Genomic DNA, 13,910 nt, shown 5'->3' on the forward strand with positions numbered 1-13,910 from the left:
CGTTGAGGCAGGCGAGGGCGGGGCATAGGCTCAATTGCCTCCCAAGCTGATGATTGGGGGGGTGGGCTCGGGCATGTTCCAGGTGGAGGGTCTGGGGGCGGCCAGCAAGGTTTGCTGACGTTCATCCCCTTCGAACTGGATGCTCAATTGCACCAGCGCAGGCAGTTGCAATGCACCTGTGATGTTCGCCATGGGATCTTGCCGCAAGGGCGGCGGCCAAGTCTCATAACGATTGCCCGCATGGTCGTAGTAGGCCAGGCTGGCTCGCAAAAAGAGCCAGGGGTAGACAGTCGCGGCTTCGGCGGCGGGCCGTATGCTCAACTGCTTGAGCGCTCCTTTGGCCAGGATGCGCAGCTCCGTCGGCGTGGGGGCCGCCCCAACCCGTGGCGTCAGCGATGCGCTGGACTCGGTGTCGAAGCCGTTGGCGTCGCCCCTGAATTTCAAACCGCCATTGAACGGCGGGTTGAGGCCCTCCGCCACCATGCGGCGGAAGACCTGACTGAGTTGCTGCTGGCGTTGCAATCGCTTTGCCGCGACATCCAGTTGGGACTGTGCGCGCATGGCCTGATACCAGCCGCTCATCAGCACCGAGAACAGCAGCGCAAAAATGGTGACGGTAACCAGGACCTCCAGCAACGAGAATCCACGGTTGCGCCTGAAGCGGGGGTCATCGCGCATGTCAGGGTTAGAGCCCAAAGCCCATCGGACCACCGGATCCGCGCGGCCTGACTTGAAGGAAGCCCGCAGCTTCGCGCTCGCTGGTCAGCACGACCTTGTTCGTGTCGTTTTCGGTCACGATGTAACTGAGCTTGTAGAGCCCGACCTGGTAGGGGCTCAGGCCTTGCGGATGGCGAACATGATCGACCGGGCCGAGAATGGCGGTGGCCTTCCAGGCAAAGCGATGGGTCGGCGTGTCCAGGCGACCTTCGCTCGTGGCCGCAGGGTTGATGCTCGCAGCGTGCTCGGAGACATTGCGCTCCAGCTCGGCTTCTTGTTGCAGGACTTGCGCACGTGTGGCAATTTGCAGGGTCTGGCCCGCCCATACGAACAGCGCGGCACCAAAGCTGGACAGAATGACCAGGGCGACTATGACCTCCAGCAGCGAAATGCCGCGTTGATGAGCCCGGAGTGGCATCAAAGATTGCCCTGCAAGGATGTAATGGTGAGTTCGCAGCTGATCCGTGCGAACTGAAGGCGCCAGCGCTGCCCGGCGATCGGCTCGGTCAGCACCAGGGAGCCTTCCTCGCAACTCCCCGAGCGGCCGAAGACAGGCGCTTTCTCGATCTCCAGCGACCACCTCGGAGGCAGATCCAGCGGTAGCTTGGCGTCCGCCAGCGCTGTTCGTGCCGTGGCGGTATCCAGCTTCAGCTCCGTGCCCAGAATGGCCAAGCGCACAGGAAGCATTCTTGCGCTGGACACGATCTGGGCCAGGTCGGCGTCGGAGAAGGCGCTGTCAAGCCGGTTCGACAGCTGCGGCACGGCTACGGCGGCGACAAAGCCGAGAATGCTGAGCGCAATCAAGGCCTCCATCAAGGTGAAGCCGCCCTGAGCCCGAAGCATGCCGAGCTTGGCTGGACTCAGCATGCGCTGCCTGTGCGCACGCATGGCGTCCTCAACGAGGAGGCTGATCGGCGGCGGCTCCGCGCCCGATATCGGCGTCATTGCCCTCGCCGCCAGCCCTGCCATCGGCACCGAAGCTGTAGATGCCAAAGGGGCGACCATCGTCGCCAGGGATCTGGTATTGATAGGGGTTGCCCCAGGGGTCCAGCGGCACGGCTTCGTCGAGATAGGGGCCCTTCCATCTTCCTCGCAACGTAGGCTCGGACGGCGGCGTAACGAGCAAGACCAGACCCTGTTCCGGTGTCGGGTAGCTGCCGATGTCGAGGCGCATGGATTCAATGGCGCCGCGCAGCAGCTTGATTTGAACCCCTGCGGTCTGAACTTTTGACGAGTCGACCTTGGCAAACAGGCGCGGGCCAACCAACCCCGCAACCAGGCCGATGATGACCAGCACCACCAGCATTTCCAGCAGTGTGAAGCCCGAATGGGGGTGCCGCGATCTCATTTTGAACATGCTCAGAACTTGACTTCAGATAGCGAGGTAAGGGCCAGCACGACGCCGACGATGACGAGCGCGATGATACCGCCAAGCACGATGATGGCCGCCGGCTCAATGAGGGCAACCAGCCGTCGTCGCTGGCGCCGGTTTTGCTCGAGCGCGTAGGAGGCTACATGGCTCATCATCTGACCCAGCTGCCCGGTGCGCTCGCCGACTCTGACCATGCTGAGGGCACTGGCGGGAAGGAGCCCCTGTTCGTTGAGCGAGTGGGAGAGCGACTCGCCGCGCCCGATGTCGCCCATCGTCGTGCGCAGCCGCGTGGCCACTTCCGGCAGCGAGACGGCGCCGGCGGTCAGATCGAGCGCCGTGAGGATGGGCACCCGGCTTTGCAACATCAGGGCCAGCATGCCCGTCCAGCGGGAAAGCTCCTGTTGTTGCAGCCAGGCCCCCAGCACCGGCAGCCTCGCCATGGCGCTGCGGATTCGTGCCGGGCCCAGCGCCTTCCTGACAAAGAGACCACCTATCAGCAGACCAACGGCCATGAACATCAGCAGAACACCATGCCTGTTGACGAACTCGCCGGTGCTCAAGACAGCGCTGGACAGCCACGGCAGCTCAACCTTCTTGCCGGCCAGCAGGGTGGAAAACCGGGGCACGACAAACGAGAAGACGAACAACACGGCCGAAGCACCTGCGGTGACCAGTATCACCGGATAGATCAGGGCCTCGGAGGTCTCGGAGCGGATCTGCTCATCGAACTCCAGCTGGTCCGCCGCTCGTCCCAATGCAGCCGCGAGGTCTCCAGTTGACTCTCCAGCAGTTACCAGTGCAATGACATAGGAGGGCAGGGGCAGCGCCTGATCGTTCGCGTTTGCCTGCAGCGCAAGCGAGAAGCGTTCACCCGACAGCACGGCGGTCAGCACCGCCGACAGGGAGGCCTCCAGCGGAATGCCCCTCCGACCATCGAGCAGCGTGCGCAATGATTCTTCCAAGGTCACACCGGCCTGCAGCAGCGACGCCAGCTCGCGGATGAGCAGCACGGTGGCGATCCGCGGCGATCCACCCTTGGGCCGTCGCAGCATGGACTTGGTGCGGGACGTCGGGGCCGCTGCCGCGCGCAAGGCCACGGCAGTCAGGCCTTTTGCACTGAGTTGCTGGACCGCCTCGGACTCGGTTGCGGCCTCGATATGGCCGTTCAACTGCCGGCCGCTGATGTCCAGTACGGTGTAGTCAAAGTGCATTTTGGATGGGTCGCGGCTGGTGAAGCACTCACGCCCCGCCAACCGGCGCTGAACTGCCGCTCGGGGGCGCTGTCAGCGCCTTGGTCAGACGATCGCGACGCACAAAATGGCAATCGAAGTCGATCATCTCAGGGAAGTGCTCGTAGTCATGAGCCGGTATCGAAGACAGCACATAGCCGGCGGTATCCAGAAAGCGAAGAACTTCCATATAGCCGGGCTGATTCTCGTAGAGCGGGATCACATTCAGCTCAGACTGAAGCGCGCAGATCCTTGACATCGCAAGCTGAGTTCCTTTGAGCACCTCAAGCTCATAGCCTTGCACATCCAGTTTCAGATAGATGTTTCGACATTCGCGGGTGCGCGGATTGTCATTCAAGCAAGTGTCGAGCGTAGCGATCTCCACTTCGACGCGCTGTTCAACCTGGTTGAACTGCTTCATCGAGCTTTGGCTGTCTCGCTTGGGTTGCAGCAGGGAGCTCATGGGCGAGGTGTTCATGACATTGAACTGTGCCTGTCCCGGGTTGGCCCCAAGAGCCTTGTTGACGACGATCCAGTTGGGGTCGGACGCGGTTCGCCGCTGCAGTTCGGCAGCCAGCCAGGGTATCGGTTCAAACGTGATCATCAGCCCCTTGTAGCCGACGCGCTTGCGAATGAACTCGGCAAACTGCCCCGAATTGCCTCCAACGTCGATGACCAGGTCGACTTCCTGCCAACGGAACAGGCGGCGCAGATACCATGCTTGCTGGTAGCGCGCCAGCTGGTACCAACGTACGACACGATAGTCCAGCGCGCGGCGCAACCGGCGCCGCAAGCCGGCAATTAGGCGATTCATGGTGATCATGGGGCGTATTTTCGCGTGTTGCTCTGTGGGGCGCTGATCAGTATCAACCCCGCAGGGCTGCAATGTAGCTGGCGGCAATGCCATCGGCGGAATAGCGCGTTCGAAGGGCGTCGCGTGCAAGGCGGGTCGGCTGTGGGCCGTCCAGCAGGATGGTCAGGGACTGCTTGTCGGCGAAGTACTGCGCGCAATCGCCCGCGGTGTGGCGATTGAAGGTGACATCCAGGCAGAGTATGTCGCAGTCGTAGAAAAGCATCTCGACCAGCGACGGATTGGTTCCTCCAACGCTGTGGCCATGGAGATAGATGGCACAGCCTTCTCGGTGTTCTGCCAGTGTGGTCGCGTCGTAGATCGGGTCCAGCAGGTGCAGGCGCGGTTCATCGGAAAAGCGTGCCCGCAGTGCCCGGGCGTAGGCGCTATGGGACCAGTTGCCGATGATGGTGTAGCTCGACAGGCTGGAGCCCAGGAAGCCGGTGATCATCAGTTCGAGATTGTTCTCGGGCTCGATGCGGCATATCGTCAACGCGCTGCCGGCCACTGGGCGCGAACCGGGCAGACGCAGGACGTGATCGCCCGGGTAGGCGATGCAGCAGGACTTGCTGGCGGCGGCCGGGCGCAGGTACTTGCGCAAGCCTTCGCTGTCATAGATCACGACATGCGCGAAGGTCTGGGCCAGCGTGTCAAGCAACCAGAGCAGGGCCCGCTTTGCCGGTCCGAACTTGCTGCGACGCCATTCGATCCCGTCGATATTGACGATCAGGCGCTTGCCGGCAAGGGCGCACAACAGTCTGAAAAGTGGAAACCAGAGCCCGCCGGAGACACCGAGCAGTACCAGGTGCGTGCTGCGGCTGAATGTCCGAACAAAGGCAATGAGGTCGTGAATGATGGACCACCCGCCATTGGCCGGGGTGTCAATGAACAGGCGATGAACGCTCCGGAAGTCGGGCTCTCGGTCCGGATAGAGCCGGGCGTCGCATGTCACGGTGACCTGGTGCCCGTTCCCGGCGATCACCGGCGCGCAGTGCTCCAGGAACGACTCGAATCCGCCATAGCGGTTGGGGATGCCGGCAGTCCCGAGAAAGGCGATGCGCATGGCGGAGTTGCTCATGCGCGTGATCCTTGGTTGTGCTGCTCAATGGCCTTTGCATAGCCCGCCATCAGCAGCTGGTAGTGGTGCTCTGGGCCGTGGTGTGCGGCGATCATCTGCACGGCCCGTGCCGACAGCCGGGCACGCTCCTCGGGCGGCATGAGCGAGGCTGTATCCAGTGATCGAGCCAGGCTGGCCGGATCCGAGGGAGCAAACAGCAAGCCTGTTTCGCCGGGAATGACGAGTTCGGGGATGCCGCCGATGTCCGCGGCCAATACGGGTGTGCCAAGCGCAAAGCTTTCAAGGATTGCCATCGGGTTGTTTTCATACCATTCCGACGGCGCGATGGTGAACCAGGCTTGGCGGATCTGTGAGGCCAGTTCGGCGGCGCCGAGCTTGCCCAGGAAGCGGATGTTCGGGCAGTCGGCGTAGCGTGCGCGCAGTTCATCCCCTAGCGGCCCATCCCCGGCCAGCAACAGGGTCTCGGTCGGGCGCTGCGCAAAACTGTCGCACAGCAGCGATACGCCTTTCTCGCGCGACAGCCGGCCGCAATACAGGTAGCGGCGATCGGCCCCGGGCTGCTCGAAGTCGGATCGCTCCGGCTCGGCTGCGACGAAGTTGTAGAGCACCGAAGACTTGTCCGCGATGGCCGGCAGATACTGGATGTGCTTGTCACGGCAGAAGTGCGAGACCATCAGGAAATGGTCGACGTGCTCGAGATAGTTGAAGCGCCTGTCCCTGACGGAGCACTCCAGCGCGGACAGCATGCTGGCGGCAAGGCTGCCGCGGTTGCAACGGTTGAGCACCACATGCCGCAGCTGACCTCCGGCGCACTTTTCGCAAACGCCCTCGCGCTCGGTGAACAGTGTCGAGACCGGGCACAGCATGCGGTACTCATGCACGGTCATGACGCAAGGAACCCGGTGATGCCGCAGGCGCTGCAAGACCGAGGAACTGAGCTGACCGTAGAAGATGTGCAGATGGGCAACCTCGGGCCTGTGGGTCTCGACAATCTCGTCGATCATGGCCGCCGCCGCCGGCCGGTAGACGAAGTCGCGAATATTGCGCAGAGTCGCCAGCGGATTGCGCTCGATGTAGCCATTGCGCGGCAGGAGATGGCTTTGCTTGTCCTTGTCAAAAGGTTCGTCGCCGCAGGCCAGGGTCGCGACCTGGTGGCCCTTGCTGCGCAGCAGTCGGGTGGTGAGCTGATAGACGCGGTCAGATCCGCCGCCTATCGCCTCGAAGTTGTTGAGCTGAAGCACTCGCATGTCAGGGGCCTGGGTTTGCCGAAACGACGGTGAGTCGCGATGCGGCCGTTCCGTGGGTCAAAGTAGGGGAGCGTAGAGCTCGGAAATGGCGGACGCATTCTGCTTCCAGCTGAATTGGGCGGCTCGCGGCGCTGCGTCTTTGGCCAGTCGCGTCAGAACTTCGGGCCGGCTGCATAGCTCGTCAAGTATCCGTGTGATGTCTTGGCGCATGGTGTTCGGGTCGGATACCCGAACCTTGATACCGCAGGCCTCGGTGACGATTCCCGAATAGCCATGGTGATCGAGGCACAGCACCGGCAAGCCGTTCCCCAAGGCTTCGAAAACAACATTGGTGGTCAGATCCGAGATGCTCAGCAGCACGAACAGATCAGAGTTGTGAAAGTGAGTCAGCGTTTCTTCATGCGGACGCCAGCCAAGGAAGTCGGCGCGGACGCCCAACTGCCTGGCATGCGCCTCGAATCGCGCGCGTGAGTCGCCATCGCCCACAACGGTGAGGCGCAGTCTGGATGCATGCCGAGGGACGGCCGCGATTGCGTCCAGCAACATGTTCAGGGGCTTGCGGTCTATCAGCGCGCCGACCCAGAGCAGGCGAAGCGCCTCGCCGGTGCCGCGCCGAATGGGGGGATCCCTCGGCTCTGCCGGAGCGTCGTGGCTGCCGGTCTCCGGTATCCAGAGGCAACGCCCGCCCCAGCGGCGCTGAAAACGTGCCCCGATGTCCGCCGTGGCGGCGATGAAGGCGCCGCCGGGCCGCTGAGTCGCCTTGTAGGCAAGCCGAACGCGTGGACTCAGATGGAACTGTAGCCAGGTGATGACGGCCCGCAGGGTCTGAAACAACTTGGTCTTCGCGGGCAGTTCGGCGTAAAGCCTCCAGGGCGTGTAGACCAGACCGCCAACCGGACCCCAGATGAAAGGCAGGCCTAGCATCCACAGGAAGCCGGGCTCACGAAACCCGACAATATTGAGGTGGTGCACCGCCGCTATCTCGTGCTGCGACACCAGACGCTTCGCAAGCTGGTACACACGCCACTGATAGGCGATATAGGTCAGGTAGTAGAAGAGCCGCAGGTCGTTCTTTCGGCCATCCGTGCTTGTGCCATGCCTGACGAAGTAGGCCAGCACATTGCAGCCGTCGGCTTTCAACTGCTCTATGCCGGCCTCGATGCTTGCACGGTACTCATTGTCCTGGGTGACGAGGATGATGTTGTGCACCCTGGCCAGTTGCGACACAAGATTCCACCCGACGGCATGTTCGCTGCCCATGCCGGGTGCGCAATGGTGGGCCGAGATGAGAACGTATTTTCTGGAGGTCATGCTATCGCTGGGGCGCGGTCAATCCGGCAGGGCGGGGGCGCCCCCCCGAGCTTCGTGGCCGAGCCAGCTCGACGGCCAACGGCAGCAGGCCGATCAGCAGTGCCGTGGTGAACGAGCGCACGGCGAGAATTTGATTCAACCAGCCGGCGAGAAAGATGACCAAGGCGATCATCATGAGCAGGGAGCGAGTTTGCCGGCTCGTCGATGGTCCTTGGAAGTAGGCGACAAACAGCTTCGATGACTTGAAAAGGTAGTAGGCGACCGCAGGCAGGCCGATGGCGAGAACCATGGCGACCCAGAACACGTCGTTGATCACCGAGGCGACGTCGTCATAGGTGAACACCAGCGGTACCTCGGGCAGGCTCTTGAGCAGAGCGTCCACCACCGTGAAGTCTGCGCCCGTGCCCGTGAACAGGGTCATGGGGTTGATTTGTGCGATCGCGGGAAGGCTGATGAAGATCAGCCCAAGGCGGCTGAACATCATGTTTTCGATTTTCGCCGTCACCAGCTCGGTCACCAACTCGGCATTGGCGAACAACAGGGCGGCGCCGGTGGCAGCACACAAGACGAGCAGCGCGCGTCTTCCCCTCGGCTTGATCAGCCGGATATAGAGATAGAGCGCGTAGAGGGTGAAGCAGACGGCTGCTGCCACACTGCCTGTGGCGTAGGTGAAGTAGCCCAGCACGACAGTCAGCACCAGCGATGGTGCGCGTTGACGGCGCCAGTGCTCGGCGGTCAATGCCATATAGGCGGCCACCAGGAAGTAGGCCAGATCGATGGAGTTGGCGAATGTGCCCGAGACATCGCCATCCTCGAGCGCAGCGGCGGCCGACTGCGTTTCGACAAAGACTGCGACGAAGTCGGCGCCCGCCAATGGGTCCAGCAGTTGCAGGGTTGCCACCGCCAGTTGTGCCGTCACGAGCAGCAGCAGGTCACGGTTGAGCGTGCGCCGCAGCTTTGCGGGGCTGGGTGTCCTCCGGGATGGGGTATGGGCATACACATAGAGTGCCATCAGCGTCAGCACGGGCCGCACGAGTACGCCCATGTACTTTGCCCCATCCAGCAAGTCGCCACCCTTGCCGACGGTGATGGCCAGTCCGTAGGCGGCGAAGATGAGCAGGCACAGCGCTGTCGAACGCACGACCTGGCGCTCTTGAAAGCCCCTCAAATTCTTGCTGTTATGAAGTACGTAGACGCCGGTGATCAGCATCATCGCCGCATCTGCACCCAGCAGCAGCGCGGGGACTGCCTTGAGCAATCCGAAGGTGGGGTGCGCGAGGAAACCCCACAGCACGGTCCAGTACAGATAGGCGCGCAAGAAGCCAAGCATCATCCGGCTCCGATGACTTGGGCGACTCGCCCGGCATTGACTTCGTCATCCATGAACTGCTCAAAGATCGCGAGATAGTCTCGATAGACCGCCGGGCTGTTTGGCGAACTGGCGCTCAGTTCACAGATTCTGTTGGCGATGTCCGCGTGGGCATCGGGGCCCGCCACAACGACCTTGTACGCTGTGTTGCTCAGCATGCTGACCAAGGCCGGGGTCGCGGTGGTGACGACCGGAATGACGCCCGCTGCCATATAGGTGCTGAGCTTGGTCGGCGTGCTGACCCTGTTGATGCTCATCTCGGCCCGCAGTATGAAGCCGAAGCTGAAGCGGCGCAGCTCCTGCACCAGATCGGCCGGCGACACGCTCATGATTTGCACGCCCGTCAGTCCGGCATCGTCGCAAAGTGACTGAGCTCTCTCGATCTCACGGGTGAACAGGGTCAGCCTGGCGTCCGGGCGCAGCTTCAACACCTGCTTGTACGTCTGCAAGACGTCGATAACGCACTGCCATGGATACAGTGACCCCGCGTAAACCAGGTCAAGACGCCCGTAGCGATCGGTGCCGACGAAAGCCGGTGCATCGATCGATGCGTTGTAGCAAGGCATGACGATTGAACGGCTGGACGGGGTGCTTCGATCGCCCAGGAAGTCGCGCATCTCCTCGGAAACAAACAGCTTGAGCCATGCGTGCTTGAGGAGATATCGCTCCATGCACGACCAGAGCAAGAAGCGGAGATAGCCTTTCACGCCACCGTGCAGATAACGCCGCTCGACCGCTTCGATGCCCTGGAACCAATGAATGATCCTTGCACCGTGATGCCCCAGCACGATCCTGGCCGCAGCCAGGCAGCTGATGGTGACCACATGGCTGGCTTGGCGGGCCGTCTTCAGGGAGTCGGTATTCCCCAGGTCGTGCAAACCAGCCTTGACCAGAGCATGACGAATGACCTCCACATAGCGGAAGGTCGCGTCATTGATCTCGTGTGGCCTGCAGTAGATGCAGAAGGACTGCTTACTGGCTGCCATCGTGGCTCCTGTGGGTGGCAAGAAGGTACAGCGCGAGCCCCAAGCTTGCCGCATACGCCAGCATGAGGCCCCAGCCGACGGCAATGGCACCGCCGGGCATCAATAGGGCGAGACCCAGATAGGTCACCGTCCAGAGTGCGTTGATCGTCAGACCCAGCGCCATTTTCTCGCTGCTGACGAGATAGTTGGAGATGGCGATTGACGTGCTCGCCAGTATTCCGGCCGCGACGAAGCAGTAGACGACGTGCATGGACGAGGCGTCGGAAAACCGATAGAGGCTGGAAATCGGGCCGCTGAGCAACCACAGGACCAAGGGCGCCGGGCAGGTCAGCAAGAAGGTCAGCAGTGCCTGGCGCCGCGTATGCGCCTTGTTGTCAGCGCTGTCGCTGGTGCTGTACTTTCTTATGGTCCACGGCAGGATGATCTTGTTGAGCACCGTTGGCAGGAACACGACCATATTGAAGAACTGCATGGCGACGGTCAGTATGGCCACATCGCTGTAGCGGGCGGCCTTGTTGACGGCAATCAGGTTCGCACACCAGTGCGCCACGGGCACCATGCTGGCAGCCAGCGTCGCGGGAACGACAAAGCTTTTGAAGGCCTTGGAGCTCAGACTGTCCCGCAACTCCTGCCAGGTCGGTCGTGGCTGCACCGTCGAGATGGTCACGCGACAAGCCAGCTGGGAGCATCCGCACTGAAACACCGAGCCCAGCAAGAAGCCCACAAGATAGCCCAGTGGACCAAAAGCCAGAGCGCCGGCCAACTGCATGCCGACCAGGATCAGGGTGCCCAGTACGGTGACCAGCGACAGGGCACCGATATGCTGGTGCCCGATCAACTTGTTTTTGGCCAGTGCGTCCGCCGTGATGAAGGGCAGCGCGAGGGCGGCCAGTGCGAATCCACCCGGGCCGAGATCGCGCTGCACCCAATAGCCGTACAGGATCAGCAGGGCGGCAATGCATGCCGCAATCAGTTGTCCGCACAGCGATGCGGCCGTCACTTCGGCAGCGCTCGTTCGCTCCGTTTCCGGATGGTGCGTCACCATCGATATGGAGCGAATGATGTAGAGGGCCAGGCCGGCGGTCGCAAATGAGCTGAGCGCGGATGCCGCCGTACTGATGAAGGCCACGCGACCAAATGTCTCGGTGCCAAGGCTGCGCACCAGCAGGGCCGTGGCGATGACGGTGGACAGATTGCTCGCCACCGAGCTGCCGACCGTGAGTGCCATCCCCCACAGTCGCGCGCGCCGGCCGCCCGGCTGACCTGTCGGCGCAGGAGCGGTGGGCGATCTCACGTCGGCATGGTTGCTTGCGCGGGTCAAGATTGCATCAGCCGATTGACTATGCGTTCAGACGCGTGCCCATCGCCAAAGGGATTGTGCGCACGTGCCATGCGTGCATAGGCTTGCGCATCGTCCAGCAGCAGATGGACGGCCGCTTCGATGGCTGCGGGATCGGTGCCGACCAGCCTGGCCGTGCCGGCCTCGATCGCTTCGGGGCGTTCGGTCGTGTTGCGCATCACCAGCACGGGCTTGCCCAGGGCGGGCGCCTCTTCCTGAATGCCGCCGGAGTCGGTCAACACCAGTTTGGCCTTGCCGAGTAAATGCAGGAAGGGCAGGTACTCCATGGGAGGGACAAGCACAACATTGGGAATGCCCCCCAACATCTGATTGACGGGTTGCTGCACCTTGGGATTCAGATGTACCGGATAGACGATTTGAACGTCGGCCCGCTTGGCGATGACCTGGATGGCCTGGCAGATGCCGACAAAGCCCTCGCCGAAGTTCTCGCGACGGTGCCCGGTCACCAGGATCAGCTGTCGATTGGGGTCAACGAATGCGAGTTGCTCGTCCAGCGAGGCAGCCAGCGTCGGGGTTTGTGCAATGCGCTGAGCACCGATTTGCAGCGCATCGACCACGGTATTGCCCGTGACCTGAATGGACCGATCGGCTACCCCCTCGCGCAGCAGGTTTGCACGCGCACCTTCGGTTGGCGCGAAGTGCAGGCTTGCGATCGCGCCAGTCAGCTTGCGGTTCAGCTCTTCGGGCCATGGCGAGTAGATGTCGCCGGTGCGCAGCCCCGCCTCGATATGCGCTACAGGGATGCGGGCATAAAAGGCCGCCAGGCTGGCTGCCATGGTGGTGGTGGTGTCGCCATGGACCAGCACCAGATCGGGCTTGGCCACTTCCATCACGTCCTTGCAGGCGCTCAGTACGTCACAGGTCAATGACGTCAGCGTCTGCCCGGTTTTCATCAGGTCGAGATCGAAATCGGCAGTGATCTGGAACAGGCCCATGACCTGGTCCAGCATCTGCCTGTGTTGACCCGTGATGCAGACCTTGACTTCGAGGCCGACCTCCTGTTTGGCTCGGAGAATGACCGGCGCCATCTTGATAGCCTCGGGCCTGGTTCCGAAAACGAACAGAATCTTTCTTGCACGAGCGCTTGTCATTGTCGGGTCATGATGGCGGGCTGAGCCGCCACTGCGATGCCTGTTTCTTTGCTGGTAGGAAAGGGAGTTTCATGCCCTGCGGCGCTTCGTCACTGCGGGCGCCACGCATCAGCCCTTGAAGGCACCGAGGAACTCGCGCCAGCGCTGCGCGCTGACAGGATCCTGATGGCCGCGCCTCAAGCTGTCGATCAAGAGCAGGCCGCCACAGATGAGCAGGAAGCCCAGCGCACCGAATGCCAGGCCCAGGCGGACCCGGCGCGGCTTGGAGCGTCGGTCAGGAGGTGCGGCCGCGTCAACCACTTGAATCAGTGCACCTTCCCGACTTTCGTCGAGCTTGGCGAGCTCGAACTGGCGGGAGAACAAGTCGAACAGGGCCTCTTGGTACTTGAAGTCACGGTACTTGCCGATGTAGCCGCTCTCGGCCTCGGAGTTGGCCGGCCGCCGGCTCGCCAGGCTGTCAAGCTGTCGCTGAAGCCCGGCAATGTTCGACAGGGCCTGTTTGATCTCGACGGCCTCGTCACTGAGGTAGCTGCGCAGGGTCTGCAGCTTGACTTCGGCCGCAGTGTGTTCAGCTTTGAGCTTGGCGTACGTCTCTGCGGCTGCCTTGGGCTCGGCTGTCAGCGTTTCCGCGCTGAAGCCGCTGCTCTGCAGGGCCTGCTGAGCGCCTGTCAGCTTGACACGAGTCTCGGCGAGTTGCTGCTCAAAGAAGGCGCGTCGCTGCTGCGCTTCGGTCAGCGCCAGTTCCGCGGTCAAGCGGCGCAATTCCTCAACATAGCTGTTGGCAATGTCCGCTGCCCGCTGGGGGGACTCGTCGTCGACGGCAATCGAGATCAAGCCATCCTTCTTGCCCAGGCTGAAGCGAACATTCTCGGCCAGCTCCTGTCGGGCCGATGAACGCAATTTGGCTTGATAAACCTCCTGCAGCTTGAACTTGTCGATGATGCGGTCACCTACATTGACACTTTGCAGCAGCGAAACATACTGCTCCGCCGGACTCTTGATGCCCGCAGCGGCGCCGGCGAGCCCGGCCAAGGGGCCGAGGGTAGCCAGTGCTGAAGAGGTCAGGCTTTGCTGCTGCTGCGGTGGCAGGAAGGTCGTTGATGCCGTGTAGGTTGGCGGCAGCAGATAGCTGACGCCGATCGCTGCCGCGCCGGCGCCAACGGTCAGCGCGACGATGAGGCGCCAGCGCCTCGCCAGCACGGTTGCCTGCTCGATCAGTGTCGGGCCATCCTCGTCTGCGCTCGGCTGGAAGTCGGATGAGGTTTGCTCGAAAGTGTGGTGTGCCACGAACAGTGTTGCT

At 62.3% G+C, this 13,910-nt stretch carries 14 protein-coding genes; all 14 read right to left on the minus strand.

The features are described 5' to 3' along the window. Positions 1–30: 30 nt before the first annotated feature. Positions 31–678 carry a type II secretion system protein gene (locus DES47_RS13365; RefSeq protein ID WP_133701200.1) on the minus strand — a complete coding sequence of 216 codons (648 nt, stop codon included), beginning with the start codon at positions 676–678 and terminating at the stop codon, positions 31–33. A gap of 7 nt (positions 679–685) precedes the next feature. Beyond that, on the minus strand, positions 686–1,135 hold the full coding sequence (locus tag DES47_RS13370) for a type II secretion system protein (protein ID WP_133701201.1): 450 nt from the start codon (positions 1,133–1,135) through the stop codon (positions 686–688). Continuing rightward, complete coding sequence (locus DES47_RS13375; RefSeq protein ID WP_166651979.1) at positions 1,135–1,605, minus strand: type II secretion system protein; 471 nt, start codon at positions 1,603–1,605, stop codon at positions 1,135–1,137. The genes DES47_RS13370 and DES47_RS13375 overlap by 1 nt, the downstream gene beginning before the upstream one ends. A 7-nt stretch (positions 1,606–1,612) precedes the next feature. After that, positions 1,613–2,074 carry a type II secretion system major pseudopilin GspG gene (gene gspG, locus DES47_RS13380; RefSeq protein ID WP_208114991.1) on the minus strand — a complete coding sequence of 154 codons (462 nt, stop codon included), beginning with the start codon at positions 2,072–2,074 and terminating at the stop codon, positions 1,613–1,615. A gap of 2 nt (positions 2,075–2,076) precedes the next feature. Beyond that, positions 2,077–3,300 carry a type II secretion system F family protein gene (locus DES47_RS13385; protein ID WP_133701204.1) on the minus strand — a complete coding sequence of 408 codons (1,224 nt, stop codon included), beginning with the start codon at positions 3,298–3,300 and terminating at the stop codon, positions 2,077–2,079. A gap of 28 nt (positions 3,301–3,328) precedes the next feature. Further along, positions 3,329–4,141 (minus strand): FkbM family methyltransferase, encoded by an 813-nt coding sequence (locus DES47_RS13390; RefSeq protein WP_166651980.1) that lies wholly within the window; start codon positions 4,139–4,141, stop codon positions 3,329–3,331. Between the two features lie 43 nt (positions 4,142–4,184). Further along, complete coding sequence (locus DES47_RS13395; RefSeq protein ID WP_133701206.1) at positions 4,185–5,246, minus strand: DUF1972 domain-containing protein; 1,062 nt, start codon at positions 5,244–5,246, stop codon at positions 4,185–4,187. Continuing rightward, entirely contained in the window at positions 5,243–6,487 is a 1,245-nt protein-coding gene (locus tag DES47_RS13400) for a glycosyltransferase family 4 protein (RefSeq protein ID WP_208114992.1), read from the minus strand. Before DES47_RS13400 ends, DES47_RS13395 begins: the two co-directional genes overlap by 4 nt. A gap of 63 nt (positions 6,488–6,550) precedes the next feature. Further along, positions 6,551–7,804 carry a glycosyltransferase family 4 protein gene (locus tag DES47_RS13405; RefSeq protein WP_133701208.1) on the minus strand — a complete coding sequence of 418 codons (1,254 nt, stop codon included), beginning with the start codon at positions 7,802–7,804 and terminating at the stop codon, positions 6,551–6,553. 1 nt (position 7,805) lies between these two features. Then, on the minus strand, positions 7,806–9,134 hold the full coding sequence (locus DES47_RS13410; protein ID WP_166651981.1) for a hypothetical protein: 1,329 nt from the start codon (positions 9,132–9,134) through the stop codon (positions 7,806–7,808). Then, entirely contained in the window at positions 9,134–10,159 is a 1,026-nt protein-coding gene (locus tag DES47_RS13415; protein ID WP_133701210.1) for a glycosyltransferase family protein, read from the minus strand. Before DES47_RS13415 ends, DES47_RS13410 begins: the two co-directional genes overlap by 1 nt. After that, complete coding sequence (locus DES47_RS13420; RefSeq protein WP_133701211.1) at positions 10,146–11,387, minus strand: MATE family efflux transporter; 1,242 nt, start codon at positions 11,385–11,387, stop codon at positions 10,146–10,148. The genes DES47_RS13415 and DES47_RS13420 overlap by 14 nt, the downstream gene beginning before the upstream one ends. Before the next feature lie 89 nt (positions 11,388–11,476). Beyond that, positions 11,477–12,610, minus strand: a complete 1,134-nt coding sequence (gene wecB / locus DES47_RS13425) for a non-hydrolyzing UDP-N-acetylglucosamine 2-epimerase (RefSeq protein WP_133701212.1) — start codon at positions 12,608–12,610, stop codon at positions 11,477–11,479. A 108-nt stretch (positions 12,611–12,718) separates the two neighbouring features. Beyond that, positions 12,719–13,897, minus strand: coding sequence for a Wzz/FepE/Etk N-terminal domain-containing protein (locus DES47_RS13430; protein ID WP_243748294.1), 1,179 nt, complete (start codon positions 13,895–13,897; stop codon positions 12,719–12,721). Positions 13,898–13,910 lie beyond the last annotated feature (13 nt).

Source organism: Roseateles toxinivorans (genome assembly GCF_004362525.1).
GTDB lineage: Bacteria > Pseudomonadota > Gammaproteobacteria > Burkholderiales > Burkholderiaceae_C > Paucibacter > Paucibacter toxinivorans.

Excerpts from the sequence above, each read along its gene's own strand:
- DES47_RS13405 (WP_133701208.1), bottom strand. The coding sequence starts at position 7,804 with ATGACCTCCAGAAAATACGTTCTCATCTCGGCCCACCATTGCGCACCC.
- gspG (WP_208114991.1), bottom strand. The coding sequence starts at position 2,074 with ATGTTCAAAATGAGATCGCGGCACCCCCATTCGGGCTTCACACTGCTG.
- DES47_RS13415 (WP_133701210.1), bottom strand. The coding sequence starts at position 10,159 with ATGGCAGCCAGTAAGCAGTCCTTCTGCATCTACTGCAGGCCACACGAG.
- DES47_RS13420 (WP_133701211.1), bottom strand. The coding sequence starts at position 11,387 with ATGGCACTCACGGTCGGCAGCTCGGTGGCGAGCAATCTGTCCACCGTC.
- DES47_RS13370 (WP_133701201.1), bottom strand. The coding sequence starts at position 1,135 with ATGCCACTCCGGGCTCATCAACGCGGCATTTCGCTGCTGGAGGTCATA.
- DES47_RS13375 (WP_166651979.1), bottom strand. The coding sequence starts at position 1,605 with ATGCGTGCGCACAGGCAGCGCATGCTGAGTCCAGCCAAGCTCGGCATG.
- DES47_RS13365 (WP_133701200.1), bottom strand. The coding sequence starts at position 678 with ATGCGCGATGACCCCCGCTTCAGGCGCAACCGTGGATTCTCGTTGCTG.
- DES47_RS13390 (WP_166651980.1), bottom strand. The coding sequence starts at position 4,141 with ATGATCACCATGAATCGCCTAATTGCCGGCTTGCGGCGCCGGTTGCGC.
- DES47_RS13410 (WP_166651981.1), bottom strand. The coding sequence starts at position 9,134 with ATGCTTGGCTTCTTGCGCGCCTATCTGTACTGGACCGTGCTGTGGGGT.
- DES47_RS13395 (WP_133701206.1), bottom strand. The coding sequence starts at position 5,246 with ATGAGCAACTCCGCCATGCGCATCGCCTTTCTCGGGACTGCCGGCATC.
- wecB (WP_133701212.1), bottom strand. The coding sequence starts at position 12,610 with ATGACAAGCGCTCGTGCAAGAAAGATTCTGTTCGTTTTCGGAACCAGG.
- DES47_RS13385 (WP_133701204.1), bottom strand. The coding sequence starts at position 3,300 with ATGCACTTTGACTACACCGTACTGGACATCAGCGGCCGGCAGTTGAAC.